Annotated in this window: 17 protein-coding genes; 3 read left to right on the forward strand and 14 right to left on the reverse strand. The window is 60.8% G+C overall.

The window, feature by feature from the left end; translation table 11 throughout:
• Nucleotides 1-6: 6 nt before the first annotated feature.
• The 5 genes from gsiC to GOQ25_RS10050 all read right to left on the reverse strand — a co-directional run bounded on the left by gsiC (nt 7) and on the right by GOQ25_RS10050 (nt 6,417).
• Entirely contained in the window at nt 7-927 is a 921-nt protein-coding gene (gene gsiC, locus GOQ25_RS10030) for a glutathione ABC transporter permease GsiC (RefSeq protein ID WP_160350328.1), read from the reverse strand.
• Nucleotides 928-984: 57 nt separating this feature from the next.
• Nucleotides 985-2,535 carry a glutathione ABC transporter substrate-binding protein GsiB gene (gene gsiB / locus GOQ25_RS10035; RefSeq protein WP_160350329.1) on the reverse strand — a complete coding sequence of 517 codons (1,551 nt, stop codon included), beginning with the start codon at nt 2,533-2,535 and terminating at the stop codon, nt 985-987.
• Between the two features lie 76 nt (nt 2,536-2,611).
• Nucleotides 2,612-4,498 (reverse strand): dipeptide ABC transporter ATP-binding protein, encoded by a 1,887-nt coding sequence (locus GOQ25_RS10040; protein ID WP_160350330.1) that lies wholly within the window; start codon nt 4,496-4,498, stop codon nt 2,612-2,614.
• A 60-nt stretch (nt 4,499-4,558) separates the two neighbouring features.
• Nucleotides 4,559-5,539: an isoaspartyl peptidase/L-asparaginase family protein gene (locus GOQ25_RS10045; protein WP_160350331.1), complete on the reverse strand. Its 981-nt coding sequence runs from the start codon at nt 5,537-5,539 to the stop codon at nt 4,559-4,561.
• Nucleotides 5,536-6,417 carry a MurR/RpiR family transcriptional regulator gene (locus GOQ25_RS10050; protein WP_160350332.1) on the reverse strand — a complete coding sequence of 294 codons (882 nt, stop codon included), beginning with the start codon at nt 6,415-6,417 and terminating at the stop codon, nt 5,536-5,538. Before GOQ25_RS10050 ends, GOQ25_RS10045 begins: the two co-directional genes overlap by 4 nt.
• 374 nt (nt 6,418-6,791) lie before the next feature.
• On the opposite strand from GOQ25_RS10050, the gene GOQ25_RS10055 reads away from it, so the two are divergent.
• On the forward strand, nt 6,792-7,547 hold the full coding sequence (locus GOQ25_RS10055) for a Hint domain-containing protein (RefSeq protein ID WP_160350333.1): 756 nt from the start codon (nt 6,792-6,794) through the stop codon (nt 7,545-7,547).
• Between the two features lie 244 nt (nt 7,548-7,791).
• On the opposite strand, the gene GOQ25_RS10060 is transcribed toward GOQ25_RS10055, so the two are convergent.
• The 3 genes from GOQ25_RS10060 to GOQ25_RS10070 form a co-directional block, all read right to left on the reverse strand.
• Nucleotides 7,792-8,445 carry a CoA transferase subunit B gene (locus tag GOQ25_RS10060; protein ID WP_160350334.1) on the reverse strand — a complete coding sequence of 218 codons (654 nt, stop codon included), beginning with the start codon at nt 8,443-8,445 and terminating at the stop codon, nt 7,792-7,794.
• Nucleotides 8,446-8,457: 12 nt separating this feature from the next.
• Entirely contained in the window at nt 8,458-9,156 is a 699-nt protein-coding gene (locus GOQ25_RS10065) for a CoA transferase subunit A (protein WP_160350335.1), read from the reverse strand.
• 123 nt (nt 9,157-9,279) lie between these two features.
• Nucleotides 9,280-9,735: an acyl-CoA thioesterase gene (locus GOQ25_RS10070; RefSeq protein ID WP_370519935.1), complete on the reverse strand. Its 456-nt coding sequence runs from the start codon at nt 9,733-9,735 to the stop codon at nt 9,280-9,282.
• A gap of 251 nt (nt 9,736-9,986) precedes the next feature.
• Here GOQ25_RS10070 and GOQ25_RS10075 point away from each other — a divergent pair, with 251 nt between their 5' ends.
• Nucleotides 9,987-11,633, forward strand: coding sequence for an electron transfer flavoprotein-ubiquinone oxidoreductase (locus tag GOQ25_RS10075; protein ID WP_160350337.1), 1,647 nt, complete (start codon nt 9,987-9,989; stop codon nt 11,631-11,633).
• A 3-nt stretch (nt 11,634-11,636) separates the two neighbouring features.
• The gene (locus GOQ25_RS10080) at nt 11,637-12,476 is read left to right on the forward strand and encodes an SDR family oxidoreductase (RefSeq protein ID WP_160350338.1); all 840 of its coding nucleotides are present in this window, start codon (nt 11,637-11,639) and stop codon (nt 12,474-12,476) included.
• A 6-nt stretch (nt 12,477-12,482) separates the two neighbouring features.
• Here the strand turns inward: GOQ25_RS10080 and ltaE are convergent, their stop codons facing one another.
• The 6 genes from ltaE to GOQ25_RS10110 all read right to left on the reverse strand — a co-directional run bounded on the left by ltaE (nt 12,483) and on the right by GOQ25_RS10110 (nt 20,415).
• Nucleotides 12,483-13,499, reverse strand: a complete 1,017-nt coding sequence (gene ltaE / locus GOQ25_RS10085; RefSeq protein WP_160350339.1) for a low-specificity L-threonine aldolase — start codon at nt 13,497-13,499, stop codon at nt 12,483-12,485.
• A 49-nt stretch (nt 13,500-13,548) separates the two neighbouring features.
• Nucleotides 13,549-14,430, reverse strand: coding sequence for a DMT family transporter (locus GOQ25_RS10090; RefSeq protein ID WP_370519936.1), 882 nt, complete (start codon nt 14,428-14,430; stop codon nt 13,549-13,551).
• A gap of 151 nt (nt 14,431-14,581) precedes the next feature.
• A complete protein-coding gene (gene acs / locus GOQ25_RS10095; RefSeq protein WP_160350340.1) occupies nt 14,582-16,561 on the reverse strand; it encodes an acetate--CoA ligase in 1,980 nt (659 codons plus the stop codon).
• Between the two features lie 191 nt (nt 16,562-16,752).
• Complete coding sequence (locus tag GOQ25_RS10100) at nt 16,753-17,976, reverse strand: MFS transporter (RefSeq protein ID WP_160350400.1); 1,224 nt, start codon at nt 17,974-17,976, stop codon at nt 16,753-16,755.
• Between the two features lie 145 nt (nt 17,977-18,121).
• Complete coding sequence (locus GOQ25_RS10105) at nt 18,122-18,529, reverse strand: heme-binding protein (RefSeq protein ID WP_160350341.1); 408 nt, start codon at nt 18,527-18,529, stop codon at nt 18,122-18,124.
• On the reverse strand, nt 18,526-20,415 hold the full coding sequence (locus GOQ25_RS10110; protein ID WP_160350342.1) for a propionate--CoA ligase: 1,890 nt from the start codon (nt 20,413-20,415) through the stop codon (nt 18,526-18,528). The genes GOQ25_RS10105 and GOQ25_RS10110 overlap by 4 nt, the downstream gene beginning before the upstream one ends.
• Nucleotides 20,416-20,577: the final 162 nt, after the last annotated feature.

The raw sequence follows: 20,577 nt of genomic DNA on the forward strand, positions 1-20,577 counted from the left end.
CCCGCCTCACTTATAACGGATACTGGGATTGATGACGCCATACAGCACGTCCACAATCAGGTTGATCAAAATGAATTCCAGCGAGAACAGCAATACCAGGCCCTGAATGACCGGATAGTCGCGCTGTGTCACGGCATCGACCAGCAACCGGCCAAGGCCGGGCCAGTTGAACACCGTCTCGACCACGATAGAGCCGCCGAGCAAAAAGCCGAACTGCAAGCCCATCATCGTGACCACGGGAATCAAGGCATTACGCAGCGTGTGTTTGATCACCACACGATTCTCAGTCAGCCCTTTGGCGCGCGCTGTGCGCACGAAATCTTCCTGGATCACTTCAACGAACGATGCCCGCGTGAACCGCGCCATCACGGCAGCGACCGCGGCACCCAAGGTGATCGAGGGCAGGATGTAATGCTTCCAGGTCGATGCACCCACCGTCGGCAGCCAACCGAGATCCACCGAGAACACTTGCATCAGCATCATGCCCAGTGCGAAGGCGGGAAACGAAATCCCCGACACCGCCAAGGTCATCAGCACGCGATCCGGCCACCGATTACGCCACACCGCCGAGACGATACCGAAGATCATCCCGAATGCGACGGACCACACCATACTGACCACCGTCAACCACAGCGTGGGCATGAAGCGTTCGGCGATTTCGGTGGACACCGGGCGCTTGGTGCGCAACGAGTTGCCGAGGTCGCCTTGCAGCAGGTCGCCGAAGTACCGCACGAACTGCTGTGGCAGAGGCAGATCCAGCCCCAGTTCCTGGCGCACCAGCTCGACGGTAGCCTGGTCGGCATCCTGTCCCGCAGCGAGGCGCGCGGGATCGCCCGGCAGCATGTGCACGAACAAGAACACGACCACCGAGACCAGCAACAGGGTCGGGATCATGCCCAATAAACGTTTGACGATGTAGGTCAGCATTGAAATTCCTGAGACATCGGCGAGCGCCCCATGCGCCCGCCGAGCCTATGCTTGCGATTACTGCTTCAGATCGATGTCACCGAACCAGAACGAGGTGTCGGGTTCGACATACACGCCGGTCAGGTTCTTCGACTTCACATACACGTTGTTCTGGGTCACGAGGAAGGCCCACGGGGCGTCATTCCAGATGGTTTCCTGAACCTTGTTGTAGATCTCGGTCTTCTTGTCGCGATCGACCGTGGCCAAGGCTTCGGCAATGCCGTCATCGACCGACTTGTTCGAGTAGTACGACACGTTGTTCAGCACGGGCGGGAAAGCGCCGGTGGTCAACAAGGGACGCAGACCCCAGTCAGCCTCACCGGTCGAGGACGACCAGCCCGCATAGTACAGACGGACCTTGGCGTCTTCAGGCTTTTGGACCTGCTGCACACGTTGCACCCGTTGACCCGATTCCAGCACTTCGACCGAAGTCTTGATGCCGACCTGGGCGAGCTGCTGTTGCAGGAACTGCACCACCTTGACCGAGGTGCCATCGTTATAGGCCGACCACAGCTGAGTCTCGAAACCCTTTTCGTAGCCCGCTTCCTTCAGCAGCTGGCGCGCCTTGGCGGGATCGTAAGGCCACGGGCCGGTCTTGTGCGCGTAGTCCACGCCTGCCGGCACCACGCCGTCGACGACCGTGGCGTAGCCGTTGAACGCGACCTTGGCCAACGCTTCTTTGTTGATCGCGTAGTTAATGGCCTGACGAACCTTGGGGTCGTCGAACGGCTTGACCATCGTGTTCATCGACAGATAGCGGGCCATGATCGAGTTCTTGTGATCGACCACGTCGAGCTTGTCGTTTTTCTCCAGACGAGCAGCTTGCTCAAACGGCACGGGGAAGGCGAAGTGCGCTTCGCCCGTCTGCACCACGGCGGCACGGGTATTGTTGTCGGTCACGGTACGGAACGTGATCGAGTCAACCTTCGGCTTGCCCTGGTTCCAGTAACCGTCGAACTTCTTGACCTTCAGGTATTCGGCCGGCTTCCATTCGACAAATTCGAACGGGCCCGTGCCCACGGGGTGAAAGCCGATGTCCTTGCCGTACTTCTTGAGCGCGGTGGGCGAGATCATCATCGCGGCGGGGTGAGCCAGCGCGTTCAGGAATGCCGAGAACGGCTTTTTCAGCGTGATCTTGACGGTCAGCGGATCAATGACATCAACGTGATCGATCACGTTGAACTGAATGTAGCGCGACAGGCGGTTGTCCGGATTCGCGGGCCGGTCGAAGTTGATCTTCACTGCCTCGGCGTTGAAGTCCGTGCCGTCATGGAACTTGACGTTCGGGCGCAGCTTGAAGGTGTAGACCAGACCGTCGTCGCTGACTTCGTAGTCGGTGGCCAGGACTTTCTGAATCTTCAGGTCTTTGTCGAATTCGAGCAGACCTTCGTAGTAGGCCTTTCCGACAGCCTGGTTCAGCGTGCTGTTGGTGTTATACGGGTCGAGCGTTTCGAGCGCGATCGACACGGCAAAGGTCACGTCTTTGCTGGCCTGAGCCAACGGCGACGCGAGCACGCCAAAGGCCACCGCGGCGGCGGCCATCAGCTTGGTAGGATGCAGTACTTTCATCTTTGCAACTCCTGAAATCGGAAAGGAGAAACGTTTGGTGGACAAAGCAGATCGATGACGCGAGCCATCAATCGGGTTAATACGCGCCACCCACTGCATGGCGCGCGACAAAATGCCCCGGGCCGACCTCCACCAAAGGTTGAACGACAGGTTCGTCGCCCACCTTACGGATCGGACTCGGGATTTCATCTGACAACAAGGCTCGCTTCAGATGGCGGCGCGTCGGATCAGCGATCGGCACCGCGGACATCAGCTTCTTGGTGTACGGATGTTGGGGGTTCTCGAAAATCGCGCGACGCGGACCGATCTCCACGATCTGGCCCAGATACATCACGGCGACACGATGGCTGATGCGTTCGACCACCGCCATATCGTGCGAGATAAACAGGAACGACACGCCGAGATCGCGTTGCAGATCGATCAGCAGATTGACAATCTGCGCCTGGATCGACACATCCAATGCGGACACGGACTCATCGGCGATAACGACTTTGGGATTCAGGGCCAATGCGCGCGCGATACAGACACGCTGACGTTGGCCACCGGAGAATTCATGCGGATAGCGTTGCGCCATTTCGGGCGCGAGGCCGACACGGTCGAGCAAATCGGCGACGCGTTTTTCGGCTTCCTGACGCGAACACACCCCGTGCACGAGGAGCGGTTCCATGATGGAGAAGCCCACGGTCACGCGTGGATCGAGCGAGGCAAACGGATCCTGGAACACAAACTGAATATCCCGGCGCAGCGCTTGCAGCTCGGTGTTCTTCAGCTTGACGATATCGCGCCCGCCAAACAGGATCTGCCCGCTTTGACTATCGACCAGGCGCAGCAACGAACGTCCGGTCGTGGATTTGCCGCAGCCCGACTCACCCACCAGCGACAGCGTTTCGCCAGGGTAAAGATCGAAGCTAACCTTTTCGACCGCATGCACGCGGCGTTGGACGCGGCTCAAAATGCCACCGCGCAAATCGAAGCGCGTGACCAGTTCGCGCACGCTCAACGCAGGCTCGCGCGGTTCGCGCGGCACTTCCTGCGTGCTCGCGGCACCCTCTTCGGCCACGGGGTGCGCGCGTCCATCGACTTGCAGCAGCGGGAAGCGCGCCGGAACATCGGTGCCTTGCATCGCGCCCAGTCGCGGGACGGCGGATAGCAGTGCCTGCGTATAGCGATGCTTAGGCTCGGCAAAGAGTTGTTCGGAGGGGCCTTCTTCGACTTTGTCGCCGCGATACATGACGAGCACGCGATCGGCGACTTCGGCCACCACACCCATATCGTGCGTGATGAAGACCACGCCCATCTGCATTTCTTGCTGCAGTTCGCGGATGAGCTGCAAAATCTGCGCCTGAATCGTTACGTCCAGCGCCGTGGTCGGCTCATCGGCGATCAATAGCGCTGGTTTACAGGCCAGCGCCATGGCGATCATCACACGCTGACGCATGCCGCCCGACAACTGATGGGGATAGCGATCCAGTACGGATTTGGCTTCGGGAATACGCACCTGCTCCAGCATGCGCAGCGCTTCCGCACGCGCGGCCGATGCGCTCTTGCCTTGGTGCAGGCGAATGGTTTCCGCGATCTGATCGCCAGCCGTGAAGACCGGATTCAGCGAGGTCATCGGCTCCTGGAAGATCATTGCCATATCGGCGCCACGCACGCTGCGCATGGTGCGTTTCGAGGCACGCGCGAGGTCAACGACGGAATTATCGCGACGACGCAGCGCCATCTGTCCTTGTGCGATGCGACCGCCGCCATGTTCGATCAGTCGCATCAGCGACAATGACGTCACCGACTTACCCGAACCCGATTCGCCCACGATGGCCAATGTCTCGCCGCGATCGACGTGGAAAGACAGATTGCGTACTGCCTCCACCGTCCGCTCGGAGGTCACAAAGCGCACTGTCAGATCATCGACCTGGACTACGCGGTTTTCCGGCAGCGCGAGCGTCTGAGTGCGATCAACCATATTGAATTCCGTTCCTGACTAATACTGAAGCTCGACGATCCCAGCCCGAGGCCTTGCGGGTCATCGATAGATGGCGACGACGGGGTCCTCGCCGACTCGGCCGTAGCCGCGATACATGCCTTCGGTGTTAAAGGGCAGCGTCACATTGCCTTGCGCATCCACCGCGATCAAACCGCCCTTGCCGTCGATGGTGGGCAGCTTTTCCATCACCACGCGCTCGGCCGCCTCGACCAGCGAAGCGCCCTGATACTCCATCAATGCAGATACATCGTAGGCGGCAACCATGCGGATGAACATCTCGCCCGTGCCGGTGGTGGATACCGCGCAGGTGCGGTTGTTGGCATAACAACCGGCGCCGATCAGCGGCGCGTCGCCAACACGGCCCACCTGTTTGTTCGTGATACCGCCCGTGGAGGTTGCGGCCGCGACGTTGCCTTGCGCGTCCACGGCCACGGCCCCCACGGTGCCGAACTTGCGATCGGAATCCAGGGGATCGGCCGGCGCGGGCTGCCCCTTGGCCACCATGGCCTGACCATCGTGGTCGAGCACGGCGGCTTCGGGATTTTCACGCTGTACGCGCAGCAGCTGTTCGCGGCGGGCGTCGGTGGAAAAATACGAGGGGTCGACGATTTCCACGCCTTGAGCACGCGCGAAGTCCACCGCGCCCTGTCCGACGAAGAACACGTGTTTGCTGTTTTCCATCACCTTGCGCGCGGCCAGCACGGGGTTACGCACGCAATCGACATTGGCGATCGCGCCGGAACGCAATGTGGCGCCATCCATGATGGAAGCATCCAGCTCATGCGTGGCCGCGCTGGTGAACACCGCGCCATGGCCCGCGTTAAACAACGGACAGTCTTCCAAAAGTCGAACCGCTTCGGTGACTGCATCCAGGGCGCTGCCACCCTTAGCCAGCACGGCTTGCCCGGCCTGCACGATGCCGCGCAAGGCCTGCAGGTATTCCTGCTCCTTTTCCGGCGACATCGCGGCACGCGACATGGCTCCTGCTCCGCCATGGATGGCGATCACTGGCTGAATCATCTTTTTCCTGCTCCTGCACCATGAAACAGCCACGGCATGACGGATTGGGTCACGCCCGCCGCGGCTTGGATTGAATTCTTGGACCGATGCGCCACCGCCGCAGCGAGCCCCTCGATCAGTCCTAACGCAGCCGTCTCCGAGTTCGACGACAACTGCCGCGCAGAATGCGCATACAACGCCACCGTCGCACACGGCGCGAGTGGCGAGGTGGCTTTATCCGTCAGCACCAACACCGGCACACCGGCCTGGTTCGCCGCCTGGCTCAGCGTCACCGTATCGGCCAAATAGCGCGGAAAGCCGATCGCGATCACCAGATCGCGCGGCGTCATGCGTGCCATCTGCCGCGCCGCGTGCGATACCCCGCCGGGGCCCGCGAGCGATTCGCAAGCTTGAAGGTGCATGCACAGGCTGCGCTGCAGCAGGCCGGCAAGAAAACCGCTCGCGCCAAAGCCGATGATGAACACACGCTCGGCGCCCAGGATGCTGTCGACCGCACGTTCGCAGGCTTGGGCGTCCAGTTCTTGCAACGTACGCTGTGCATTGCGAATGTCTTCTTCCAGTGCAGCGGCCATGACCTGCGCGGCCGTGGCCGAATGGGCCAGTTCTATACGCAGCTTTTCGACAGGCTCGAGCGCGGCCTCAAAGCCCCGCGCCAGCTCCGCCCGAAATTGCGGATATCCCGGCAGACCCAGTGCGCGTGCGAAGCGATTCGCCGAGGCAACCGAGACCCCCGCTGCGGCGGCGAACTCATCGATCGTCATCGTCGCGACGCGAAACTGATGGGCGAGCACGTACTCGGCCATGCGGTGCTGCATGCGACTGAATGTGGGTTGAGCCTGCGCGATACGGGCGGCGACATGGGAACGAGCCTGCGACATGAGGGGATTTGAGTGGCGTGGACGACGAATGAGTGATAGGCAATGTAAATAAGTTTACATCGTCACGACGGGCACGAAAATTAATTTTCAGACCGGGTTTACCCTGTGATGAGTCACAGGGCCGGAAAATGTTGACATTCTTTTTAAATCTGCAACGTTGTGTTTTCGCACAGCCTGACTACCCACGCGCCCGCGCCAAGTAAAGTGACCCACAAAATAGTTAACAACGAAAGGGACAGATCATGGCGCAGTACACAGGGAATTTCGCATATAGGCTGACACCGCAAGGCGGCCAGTACTTAGTAGGAGCGCGTCAGGGAACGCCCACCACGTTCACAGGTCCTGATGGTGAGTGGGAGCCGGGGTCCACCGTCGTGACATTTGTCTCTGACGGCTGGCCCATAGACGAGATTTTCGCTGGCTTCACCGATGACGGCATTGTGACCCTGTCGCAGAATAACAATACGCTGTATCTCACCACCGATAACGCCGATTATGCGGGGAAGGTGATCTCCTACACTGTCGCCCCCTACCCCGTCTGTTTCGTCAAAGGCACCCTGATCGAAACCGCCCGCGGCGCCGTCCCAGTTGAATCGCTAACGGTGGGCGACACAGTCCTCGGGTCCACCGGTCTACGCACGGTCAAATGGATAGGGTGGCGCCACTACGATGCCGTCGCTTTGCGCCCGCGTGAAGAGCGCCGCGCGTGTCAGCCAATACGCATACTCGCCGGCGCGCTCGCCCCAGACCTGCCCAGCAGCGATCTACGGGTTTCGCCATGGCATCATATTTTTGTCAATGGCGTTTTGGTCAGAGCGAAAGATTTGGTCAATGAACGATCCATCTTTCAGGAATCCAGCGCCAGTAAGTTCAGCTACTACCACGTCGAACTTGATACGTTCGACGTTATCCAGGCCCACGGCGTGTTCTCGGAATCCTGGGCCGATGGGGGCAACCGCGATTTCTTCCAGAACGTCGATGTCACCTCACTGCGCCCCGAAGACAAAGTGCGTCGGCGCGCGGATCGCCCGGGTTTCAAGGTATTGAGAAAGCCCGCGGACATCGCGCCGATCCACGCCCGCATTGCGCAGCGGGCCGAGGAACATTTCGCGACGCAAGCCGCGGCGTAAACCATCCAGACGAGCGAATCACTGCCCCGTGCGTTTGCTTTCGTTCTCTGCGAGCTTGCCCTCGACTTTCGTCGCGGTACACAGCGTCTGGACACGAGCGAACATCACATCCGCGTACGCGTGAGATGAAACGAAAAGGGCTGACTTCCGCGCAAACCGGAACCCAGCCCTTACTACTCGCCATTGATACAACATCACGGCCTCGCGCAACGGCAAGCCCGCTACGAAACGCGCCCTGTCGCGCTCAATTCACGCCGGAAACATCCAGTTTAGCCAGCGTCTTTTCCTGGATTTCCTGAACCGTCACGCCGGGTGCCAGCTCGATGAGCTTCAAGCCATTGTCAGTGACTTCCATCACGCCCAGATCCGTGATGATGGTGTTGACCACACCCTTGCCGGTCAGCGGCAGCGTGCATTCAGGCAGCAGCTTGATATCGGTCGTGCCGTCTTTCTTTTTGGCGACATGTTCCATCAAGACGATCACCCGGCCCACGCCCGCGACCAGGTCCATCGCGCCGCCCATGCCCTTGACCATCTTGCCCGGGATCATCCAGTTCGCCAGATCGCCTTTTTCCGACACCTGCATGGCGCCCAGGATCGCCAGATTGATCTTGCCCGCGCGGATCATCGCGAACGAGTCCGCCGACGAGAAAATCGACGAACCCGGCAACGTGGTGACCGTCTGCTTGCCCGCGTTAATCATATCGGCATCGACCTGATCCTCGGTCGGGAACGGACCGATGCCAAGCAAACCGTTTTCCGATTGCAGCCAAACCTCGATGCCGACTGGCACATGATTGGCCACCAGCGTAGGCAGACCAATCCCGAGGTTCACATAAAAGCCGTCTTGCAGCTCGCGCGCGGCGCGTGCCGCCATTTCATCGCGTGACCATGCCATGTCATGTCCTCCTTAGGCCGGGCGAGTGGTGCGTTGTTCGATACGTTTTTCCGGGCTCGCATTCAACACGATGCGATGCACATAGATGCCCGGCAAATGAATCTGATCGGGATCCAGCGCGCCCGTCTCAACGATCTGCTCGACTTCCACGATCGTGATCTTGCCCGCCATCGCGACGTTCGGATTGAAGTTGCGCGCGGTCTTGCGGAATACCAGATTGCCGCTGCGATCGGCGATATGGGCTTTAACCAGCGAGACATCCGGCACCAGCGAGCGTTCCATCACATATTGCTGGCCGTCGAATTCGCGGATCTCTTTGCCTTCGGCCACGATGGTGCCCACACCCGTGCGCGTGAAAAACGCTGGAATACCCGCGCCACCCGCGCGCAGTTTTTCCGCCAGCGTGCCTTGCGGCGTGAATTCAAGCTCCAGTTCGCCAGCCAGATATTGACGTTCGAATTCTTTGTTTTCGCCTACGTAAGACGCGATCATCTTGCGCACCTGGCGCGTGTTGAGCAACTGACCCAAACCGAATCCGTCAACACCCGCGTTATTGCTCACGCAGGTCAGATTCTTCACCCCGGAATCGCGCAACGCAGCGATCAAGGCTTCCGGAATGCCACATAAACCAAAGCCCCCTACGGCAATCATCTGATCGTCTTTGACGACTCCCGCGAGCGCTTCGGCGGCGCTTGCATACACTTTGTCCATCTCTCCGACTCCTAACAGACACTGAGAACATGAGGGTGCGGCAAATTCAGCGTGGCCCCCGGCATTTGGTGATTGCTCTGTAATCCTGGCGAATTGTAGCGGCTCGTCAATCTCGACCCGTACTTACACCGCCCTCGGTGGTGCGAACTGCGAGGCAAGCGCGGCGAGAGCGCCATCCGGTATAGGCATTGAAGCATTGGAGGGGTAATCGATCCACACCATTACGGTACGCCCTTTCGCATACAGACCCGACGCATCGCCCGCCTTTTCCAAAAGGAGTTCCGTGTCCAGGCTCGAGCGGCCAACACGAGTGATTTTATGCGTGACCACGACCTCGCAGGGATAGGTGAAAGAGCGCAAAAAGTCACATGACGCATGCGCCAGCACAAACCCTTGCTCCGCCGGCACTTGCAGGCCGCTGCCCTGCAGAAAGCGCATGCGCGCCTCCTCAAACAAGCGGAAGTACACAGTATTGTTCATGTGGTTCAACGCATCTGCATCGCCCCAGCGCATCGGCAACACCACTTGATGGCAATCACCGGTCTGCAACGTTCGGCCCGCCTGTTTTTCTGAATCCACGATACCCAACTCCATTAAAGTTTGGCCTCACCCCGACCACGGCCGGCTATCCCCGTCCGCGCGCCTCCTGCCTCGGCTGGCCGACCCCGCCTGCCCGAGCCTCACCGGGGGACGACGCATCACCCAAAGCCCTCCCGGCGCCCGGCCGCCCCCAGGCGTATTCCGCCCCAAATCGCTCCCCGCTGCATTGCAATACAATCGCTGATGATACTTCCTTGCAACATCAGAAAGCACCTTAGGGGACTGGATTAATGTCTGAACGCGAGTCAATGGAATATGACGTGGTCGTGGTGGGCGGAGGGCCTGCCGGCCTGGCCGCCGCGCTGCGTCTGAAGCAACTGGCCACGGAGAAAAATCACGACCTGAGCGTCTGTGTGCTGGAGAAAGGCGCCGAGATCGGCGCACACATCCTGTCGGGCGCGGTCATGGACCCTCAGGCGCTCACCGAGCTGATTCCGGACTGGAAGGAAAAAGGCGCGCCGTTGAACGTGGCCGTCACCGAAGACCGGTTTCTGTTTCTGACCCAGACGGGCGCGCGCAGCACGCCGAACTGGCTGCTGCCGGCCTGTTTCCAAAACCATGGCAACTACATCGTCCGCCTGGGCGATGTCGTGAAATGGATGGGCGAGCAGGCCGAAGCGGCCGGCGTGGATATCTTCCCCGGTTTTGCGGCAGCCGAAATTCTCTACGACGAAAATGGCGCTGTCCGTGGCGTGGCCACCGGTGACATGGGCGTTGCCCGCGACGGCTCGCACACCGCGCATTATCAGCCCGGTATGGAATTGCTGGCGCGCTACACCATCTTCGCCGAAGGCGCGCGCGGGCAATTGGGCCGTCAGTTGATCGAGCGATTCAAGCTCGACCAAGGCCGCGATCCGCAGTCCTACGGTATTGGCCTGAAGGAAATGTGGGAAGTCGATCCTTCCCAGTCGCGTCCTGGCCTGGTCGTGCACACGGCTGGCTGGCCGCTGGATGCCGATACCTATGGCGGCTCGTTCCTCTATCACCTGGACAACAACCTGGTGGCGGTTGGCATGGTGGTGGGCCTGGATTATGCCAATCCCTGGCTGTCACCGTTTGACGAATTCCAACGCTATAAGACGCACCCCTCGATTCGCGGCACCTTCGAAGGCGGCAAGCGTATCGCTTACGGCGCGCGCGCGATCACCGCTGGCGGCCTGCTGTCGCTGCCCAAGCTCACCTTCCCAGGTGGCGCATTGGTGGGTTGTGAAGCCGGCTTCCTGAACGCCTCGCGCATCAAGGGCAGCCATGCCGCCATCAAGACCGGCATGCTCGCCGCCGAAGCCACGTTCGACGCAGTGGTGGCCGATCGCAAACAGGACGAGCTTACCGCCTACCCGGCCGCGTTCGAATCGTCTTGGCTGCATACCGAGCTCAACAAAGCGCGCAACTTCAAGCAATGGTTCAAGAAGGGCCGCACCGTCGCCACCATCATGACGGGGATCGAGCAGTTGGTGCTCAAGGGCAACATTCCCTGGACGATCCATCGCACCAAGCCGGACCATGCCTGCCTGCAGCCCGCCTCGCAGTGCGCGCGCATCGATTATCCGAAGCCCGACGGCAAACTGACGTTCGACAAGCTGAGCTCGGTGTTCATCTCGAACACCAACCACGATGAGAACGAGCCTATCCACTTGACGCTCAAGGATCCGACGGTGCCCGTCGCGGTCAACCTGGCCAAATACGGTGGCCCGGAAGCCCGTTACTGCCCGGCCGGCGTTTACGAGTTCATCAAGGACGATCACGGCGAGGACCGTCTGCAGATCAATGCGCAAAACTGCGTGCATTGCAAAACCTGCGACATCAAGGACCCGACGCAAAACATCGTCTGGGTGGCGCCGCAAGGTGGCGAAGGCCCCGTCTACAGCGGGATGTAAGCGATGGGCGAGCGCGTGCTGCTGGCAGGTTGTGGAGATCTCGGCCTGCGAGTGGCGCATCGCTTGCTGGCGCGCGGCGCCGAAGTCTGGGCGCTGCGCCGCCATCCGCCGCTGGCCTCCGAGGATTCACTGGGTATACAGTGGATTCAAGGCGATTTGACGCGGCCCCATACGCTGGACGACGCGCTGCCTCAAAACATCACCCACGTTGTCTACCTTCCCGCACCCGATTCGCGTCAGCCTGACGTTTATCGCGCCGTGTTCGAGGAAGGCTTGCGCGGGCTGACGGCAGCTTTAGACACGACGTCACTGACTCGCGTACTGTTCGTCTCATCCAGTGCGGTATATGGCGATCATCATGGTGAATGGATCGACGAATCGACGCCGCCCGCTCCCATGGGTTTTAACGGCCGCATATTGCTGCAAGCCGAACAAGCGCTGTTTGATCTGCCCTGCACGACGATCAGCCTTCGCTTATCCGGCTTATACGGACCAGGCCGTCTACAACTGATCGAACGTTTACGCGCCGGTACCGCGCGAGCGCCCCGCCATCCGGCGCACTGGGCAAACCGGATTCACATCGATGATGCGGCCGCCGCCGTGGATCATCTGCTGACATTGCCTGACCCAGATCCTATTTATCTGGGTTGCGACAATACCCCCCTGCCCTTACATACGCTCTATACGCATCTGGCGCGGCTAATTGCCGCGCCAGAGCCCGCCGATGGGCCGGCACCCGCGAACATCGGCAGCAAACGGCTAAGCAATGCCCGCCTGCGCGCAAGCGGCTGGACACCGCGCTGGCCCGATGCTCGCGAAGGTTACGCCGCGCTACTGCGCTAGGCACATTCAGCAGCTGGCGAAATAGCCTTTGACGGCCGCCACCACGCGGCGGATATCGTCAGGCGTGACATCCAGATGCGTGACCATCCGCGTCGCACCGCCATAAACCGCGCGGATCATGATGCCCTGCTTGCGCAGATCGGCAGAGAGCTTGTCGCTATGCGCCGCCGGAAACTCGGCAAACACCATATTCGTATCCTGCGCCAGCACGTTGACCGCATCGATTTCGCGCAAGCCCTCCGCCAACATGGCCGCGCTCTCATGATCCTGCGCCAGACGGTCCACATGATGCTCCAGCGCATACAGACACGCCGCCGCGAGCACCCCAGACTGGCGCATGCCGCCGCCCAGCACCTTCCGCCAACGGCGCGCTTCGTCAATGATTGCCTTGGAGCCCACGAGCACCGATCCGACTGGCGCGCCCAGGCCTTTGGAGAAACACACCGACACGCTGTCGAATGGCTCACACACTTCATGCACTGCCCGGCCCGAGGCGACCGATGCGTTGAATACGCGCGCACCATCCAGATGCAAACCTAATCCATGCTCACGCGCGAAAGCCGCAGCGTCCTCGATATAGTCGGCAGGAATCACTTTGCCTTGAAACGTGTTCTCCAGCGCCAGCAATCGCGTGCGCGCGAAGTGCGGATCGCCTCTAGGCTTGACGGCCGCGCGTAACTTTTCCAGAGGTAGCGTCCCATCCAAGGCGTGCTCGATTGGCTGCGGTTGAATACTGCCCAACACCGCGGCGCCGCCGCCCTCGTACTTATAGGTATGTGCGAGTTGGCCAACCAGGTATTCATCGCCGCGCCCGCAATGCGCCATCAGCGCTGCCAGATTACTCTGCGTCCCCGAGGGGAAAAACAGGCCTGCTTCCTTGCCCACGCGCTCGGCCAATGTCTGCTGCAAGCGTTGCACGGTGGGATCATCGCCCATCACATCATCGCCGACAGCGGCGTTCGCCATCGCCTGCATCATCGCCGGCGTCGGGCGCGTGACGGTATCACTGCGCAAATCGATCATCAGTTGCTCCAGAAGGAACCAGCCACGTGCGTTATTGCTCGGGCCAATATTATCGGCCGTCAGCGCGACCTTTACGGCTGACCACGACCAAGCCAATCATAATCAAGGCAAGGCCAGAAATCTCGGACCACGTGGGATACTCGTTTAACAATAGCCACGCCAGGAAAGTCGCAACCAGCGGAACCCCCAGACTGGAAAGCCCGGCAATCGAGGCCGGCAGTCGCTGTAATACCAACAACCACAACAACCAGGCTGCCGCCGTGGCGATCAACGCCGAATAGAGCAAGGCCAAGGTCAGCGGCCATCCCCACAGGACCGGCGGCTGCGGCACCCAGATCGCGGCGGGCATCGCGGCCAGGCCGCCCAACAACAATTGCCAGGCCGTGAACGTCATGACGTCGGGCGCATACCGATCAAACATCCGTTTGGACAGCACGGTGCCCAGCCCCCAGCTCAATCCGGCCCCGACCGCCAAGGTCGCCGACAACCAGTTGCCCAGGCCATGCCACGGCTCCAAAAAGCAAATCAGGCCAGCGGCGGCGAACCCGAACGCGACGCCTTGACGCGCCCCCGGCCGCTCCCCCAGTATCATCCACGCAAAAATAATGACCCAGAACGGCATCGTGTAGGCCAGGCCGGCGACCTTTCCCACGCCACCCTGCGTTAACGCCAGCTGGACCAGCACCTGGAAACCCGCCGTCTGCGTGACGCCAATCGATAGGGTCATCTTCCATGGCGGTATGCCCAGCGGACGGCCCGTGACGAGCAGCACGGCAAACAGCGAGGCCGCCCCTAATAAAAATCGCGAGGCGGTGATCTGAAACGCCCCCATATACGGCACCATCACCTTCATCGCGATCCAACTACCCGCCCACGCGACGATCGTGGCGACCAACAACACCAAGCCTTTTCGATCGAAGCTGCTACCCACGACTATCTATCCCTAAAATAAAAATGCCCGTTCCTTGATGGAAACGGGCATTCATCCACCTAGCCTGGGCGATCACCATAGAGGGCCCAATCACACCGAGCCGCGCGCGTATGCCGTGCTAGGGATGGCATAGGCGCGCACGGGTCACTGGTCACACCGGTTTGGCGAGCTGCTCGAGAATCGCCGGGTTTTCCAGCGTGGACACGTCCTGAGTAACTTCCTCGCCCTTGGCTACCACGCGCAGCAATCGGCGCATGATCTTGCCCGAACGCGTCTTAGGCAGGTTGTCACCGAAACGAATGTCCTTGGGCTTGGCGATCGGGCCGATCTCCTTGCCCACCCAGTCGCGCAATTGCTTCGCGATGGCTTGCGCCTGTTCGCCTTCCGGGCGCGCGCCCTTTAGCACCACGAACGCGACCACGGCCTCGCCCGTCGTATCGTCTGGTCGGCCGACGACCGCGGCCTCGGCCACCAATTCATGCGCGACCAGCGCCGATTCGACTTCCATCGTACCCAAGCGGTGACCGGACACGTTCAGCACGTCATCGATACGACCCATGATCCAGAAATAGCCATCGGCATCGCGCTGCGCGCCGTCTCCGGCCAGATAGCAGCCATTGAGCTCGGGCGGGAAATAGCTCTTCTTGAAGCGCTCCGGATCGCCCCAGATCGTACGGATCATGGATGGCCACGGACGCTTGATCGCGAGGAATCCACCATTGCCCGGCTCCACTTCGTTACCCGTTTCGTCCACGATGGCAGCGGCAATACCCGGCAGTGGCAAAGTGCATGACCCCGGCTTAGTCGGTGTCGCGCCGGGCAAGGGATTGATCATGTGCCCGCCCGTCTCGGTTTGCCACCACGTATCTACAATCGGGCAACGCTCCTGCCCGACGTTCTTGTGATACCACATCCAGGCTTCGGGATTAATAGGCTCGCCCACCGTGCCGATCAAGCGCAGGCTGGACAAATCATAGTTACGCGGATGCGTGGACGGCGTAGCCTCCGAAGCCTTGATCAGCGAACGGATCGCGGTAGGCGCGGTATAGAAAGTCGTCACCTTGTGACGCGCGATCATGTCCCAGAAACGGCCCGCATCGGGATACGTGGGCACGCCTTCGAAGACCACCTGCGTCAAGCCCGCGGCCAGGGGTCCATACGTGATGTAGCTGTGACCCGTGATCCAGCCCACGTCCGCGGTGCACCAATAGACATCATTCTCGCGCGCGTCGAAGGTCCACTTCACCGTCATCTTCGCCCACAGCAGATAGCCCGCGGACGAATGCTGCACGCCCTTGGGTTTGCCAGTCGAACCCGAGGTGTAGAGGATAAAGAGCGGGTGCTCGGCATTGACCGGCACAGGCTCGCATGTGTCGGCCTGTTCGCTCACGACATCGTGCAGCCAGACATCGCGACCCTCGGTCCACGCCACATCGCCACCCGTGCGGCGATACACGATGACCTTGTTCACCGCCTCGCATCCGCCCATCGCGATCGCATCATCGACCGCGGGCTTCAGCGGTATCGTTTTGCCGCCACGGATCTGCGCATCCGCCGTGATCACCAACGAAGCGCCAACATCACAAATGCGTTCCTGCAAGCTCTTGGAGGAAAAGCCGCCAAACACCACGGAATGCGTCACCCCCAGGCGCGCGCAAGCCTGCATCGCCACGACTGCCTCAATCGACATGGGCAGATAGATAATGGCGCGGTCGCCTTTCTTGTAGCCCAGCGACTTCAGCCCGTTGGCAAAGCGGCAAACGCGAGCCAGCAGTTCGCGATAGGTCACCTTGGTGACCGTGCCGTCATCGGCCTCGAAAATAATCGCCGTCTTGTCGGCATTGCCATTGGTCAAATGCACATCCAGGCAATTGGCCGAGACATTCAGTTCGCCATCACCGAACCAGCGATAAAACGGTGCATTCGATTCGTCTAGCACCTGCGTAAAAGGCTTGGTCCATTGCAGATTCTCGTTGGCATGGCGCGTCCAGAAGCCGTCATGGTCTTGCTCGACCTCCTGGCAAAGGGCGCGATAAGCTTCCATGCTATCGACCCGCGCGCCCTTTTTCGCCGGCTCCGGCGGCGGGAATACGCGCGTTTCGACCAGGACGGACTCGATATTGTTGGACATGAAAGTCTCCGGATTGCTAATAATTCGAATGGAAGAGCGTCATCGATACGGAACCGTATCGCCGTGCTCTTACGGGCACCTTACGCGGCGGCCAGTTATCGGCCGGCCGCGACGTCACCGCATTGCCAAGGCTGTATAGCGTTAGGATACCAGCCGGAAACGCCGCCTTTTTTCGCAGCGCAGCATGGTTGCTAGGTCAACCGTCTCGCGATGCCACGCTGCATATCGACGCGCGCCAATAGCAGCAACCCCAACACAAAGAACACCCCCGTCACCAGGATGGCCAAGCGGTGGTTGCCCATCGTCAACCAAGTGACCAACCCATAGGTCAATGGGCCCACCACGGCCGCCAGTTGCACCGCAAAAGTCCATAACGCGAAGAACTCGGCCAGGCGCTTCGCGGGCGCAAATGCCCCCACCATGGCGCGCCCCGCGCTCTGGCTGGTGCCCATACACAACCCCGCCAGCGTGGCCGCCACCCAGAACACCGGCACGGTCACCGCCGAATAGGCGACCAGGACCATCACGATCCAGCCAACCAAAGTCAGCGCCAGCGCGCGCTTATGTCCAATACGATCCTGGACATAGCCAAAGCTGAACGCGCCTATAGCCGCGCCGATATTGACGGTAAACACCAGCAGCATGATCTGCGACATGGTGAACCCCATCACCTGATCCGCATACACTGCGGCCAAGGTCACGACCACCGCGATACCCGCCTGATAACAGGCCCCACACATCAATAGCCGGCGAAACTCGGGATAATGCACCCCCGTGTCACGCCATTCGGCTGCCAGGCGGCTAAGCATGCCGGGGCTTTTCAAGCTTTCCGTATGCGGCACCGCGCGTTCGCGCAACATAAAAAACGACGGCAAGGCGGCCAGCGCAAACACCGTGCTGGTGATGACGATCACCCAGGGCACATATTCAGTGGCCGCCAGTCCACGTGATTCCCCAACCGTCACGGCCGCCAGGGATAAGCCCAACGTCAGCATGCCGCCGCAATATCCAAAGCTCCATCCCCATCCGGAGACACGGCCCAACGCATCGGGCCGCGCGAGTTCGGGCAGAAACGCCGCCACAACCGATTCGCCTATGCAGTAGCAATAATTCGAGATCGCCAAAGCGGCGAGCGCCAGCCACACATCGCCGGGCCCGGCCTGTGTTAACACCAGCGTGGCGGCCACACAGCCCAGTGTGCTGGTGTAGAGCAGACGGCGCTTGGCCGCGCGCGCATCTGCCCGCGCCCCGAGTCCGGGCATGGTCAGCATGATAAGCAGATAAGACAATGACAGCGCCGCCGTCCAGGCCAATGTCGCCCAAGGCGCACGCTGCCCCACCACGCTCACGAAGTAAGTACTGAATACCGTCGTGAGAATCACGGTGGTATAGCCCGAGTTGGCGAAGTCATACATCGCCCAAGCCCAGACCTCCCGGCGTTGTACGCCGGGATTCAACGCGCCCGGTGCGAGCCCGGGCCTCTCCAGTGCACTCGAGGGCGGCGCCGCCGGTGCGTCACGATTTGCGGTCGTCAAAACACACCTCCCGCGCCGCCAGACATTACAGACCCAGGGCCGCGATCCCGGCGCGGGCGATTTCCACATCCTCGTTCGACTTCACGCCCGAGACGCCCACCGCGCCGACCACCTCGCCTTCGGCCACGACGGGCACACCGCCTTCGAGCATGCCTTCCAGCAAGGGCGCCGACAGAAATGCCACACGCCCCTTGTTGATGAGCTCCTCGTACGTGCTCGACTCGCGACGGCCCAACGCCGCTGTCTTGGCTTTGGCGGGTGCGATATGGCTGGACACCGGCGGCGCGCCATCCAGGCGCAACATGCCTAATGCATGCCCCCCATCGTCGACCACCGCAATGGTCACTGCCCAGCTGTTCTTTACTGCATGCGCCTCAGCAGCGGCCAGTATTTTCTTCACGTCTTCGGCGGTCAACACGGGTTTGCTTTTCATTGCAATGCATCCTTTATTTGTTCAAGGGACGAAGGGTCTTCGATGGTGGTGAGATCACCGGGGTCGCGACCTTCGCAGATCGCGACAATCGCACGCCGCAGCACCTTGCCCGAACGCGTCTTGGGCAAAGCCGCCACGAACCGGATACGGGCCGGACGCGCTACCGCGCCCAGCTGATCCTCGACTACGCGCATGATATCGCCTTCCACCGCGCGCGCGTCCTCGGGACGCTCGGCGAGCGCGGGATTTTTCAACACAGCAAACGCCATGGCGACCTGTCCCTTCAAGCTGTCGGCCACCCCCACCACCGCGCATTCCGCGATGCCACTATGACTGTTGATGGACTCCTCGATCTCGCGCGTGCCCAGTCGGTGGCCAGCCACGTTGATCACATCATCGGTCCGCCCGAGGATGAACCAATAGCCATCTTCGTCCACGCGCCCCCAATCGAAAGTCGAATACAGCTGCCGCCCAGGAATCGACGTAAAGTAGGTCTGCACAAAACGATGGTCATCGCCCCAGATCGTCGACATGGCGCCCGGCGGCAGTGGCGGCACGATGGCCACCACGCCTTTCTCGCCGGCGGGGAGGTCCTCGCCCGTCTGCTCGCTGACAATGCGCGCATCGAAGCCATAGACGGGAAACGACGGGCTGCCCAATCGTGTCGCTACGCGTTCGACCCCTGGTTGCGCGGACAGAATCGGCCAGCCTGATTCTGTCTGCCAGTAGTTGTCGATGATGGGCTTGCCCAGTCCTTCCGAAATCCATTGCGCGGTAGGCTCGTCCAGCGGCTCTCCCGCCAGATAGACGGCGCGCAGCGTTGAAAGATCATGTCGGGATAGCAATTCCGGCGCTTGCCGCTTGAGCACGCGAACTGCCGTCGGCGCCGAAAACAAGGTGTTGACACGATGCTGCTCGACCAATTTCCACAGGATCGCGCCATCGGGCCGCACCGGTGTGCCCTCGTACAAAATCGTCGCCTGCCCGCCAATCAAGGGCCCATACACGATATAGGAGTGCCCCACGACCCAGCCAATATCGCTGGTACAGAAAAAGGTATCGCCCGGCTTGCCGTCGAACAAATACTCCATCGATGCGGCCAGCGCCACGGCGTAGCCGCCAACATCGCGTTGCACGCCTTTGGGCTTGCCCGTAGTGCCCGACGTATAAAGGATGTAGCTGGGTTCCGCCGACTCCAGCCATTGCACTGGCACCCGTGCGCCTTCGTGACGTTCGCGCAGCGCCTGGTAATCGAGATCACGCCGCGGCTCCAGACCGCAAGGCGCGAGGCCCCGGTTCAATACGATCACCGACTTGGGAGGATGGGCGCACAGGCTCAAGGCCTTGTCGAGCAGTGGCTTATACGGCACCACCTTGCCGGCGCGCGAGCCCGCGTCGGCCGACACAATCACCTTGGGTGTGGCGTCATCGATGCGCTGCGCCAGATTCACCGACGCAAACCCGCCGAACACCACGGAATGCACCGCGCCCAAACGCGCGCACGCCAACATCGTGAACACCGCCTGCGGCACCATCGGCATATAAAGCAGCACACGATCGCCCCGGCCCACGCCCTGCTCGCGCAGCATCGCGGCCACCGCGTTGACCTCGTCGAACAGTTGTCGGCGCGTGTAGGTGATTTCCTGATCGACCTCGGTGGACACCCAGATCAGCGCGGGCTGCTCGCCTTGCGACTCGACCCACCGGTCGACCGCGTTGAAACACAGATTCGTCTGCCCCCCGACAAACCAGCGAGCGAAAGGCGGCCGAGAAAAATCCAGCACCTCGGCAAATGGCGTTTCCCAATGTACACGCTCCGCTTGCTCACGCCAGAAGGCATCGCGGTCCGTGATCGAGCGGCGGTGAAACTCGCGGGTCTGTTGCATGGTTTGTCTCCGGTATGTGCGGTCGTCAGCGACGATGCGACTTATTTTTTCCAGATCTTATTGTCGCGAGCGAAGCTTGCATCAGTCTTTCGCGGCCCCCCTCGGGAAATCCCCTAGAAAAAAGATGAATTTCCCGCAAAGCCAGCAATACCGGGCCTCTCC

Origin of the sequence: Bordetella sp. 15P40C-2 (assembly GCF_009763235.1) — a bacterium.
Classification (GTDB): Bacteria; Pseudomonadota; Gammaproteobacteria; order Burkholderiales; family Burkholderiaceae_B; genus Bordetella_A.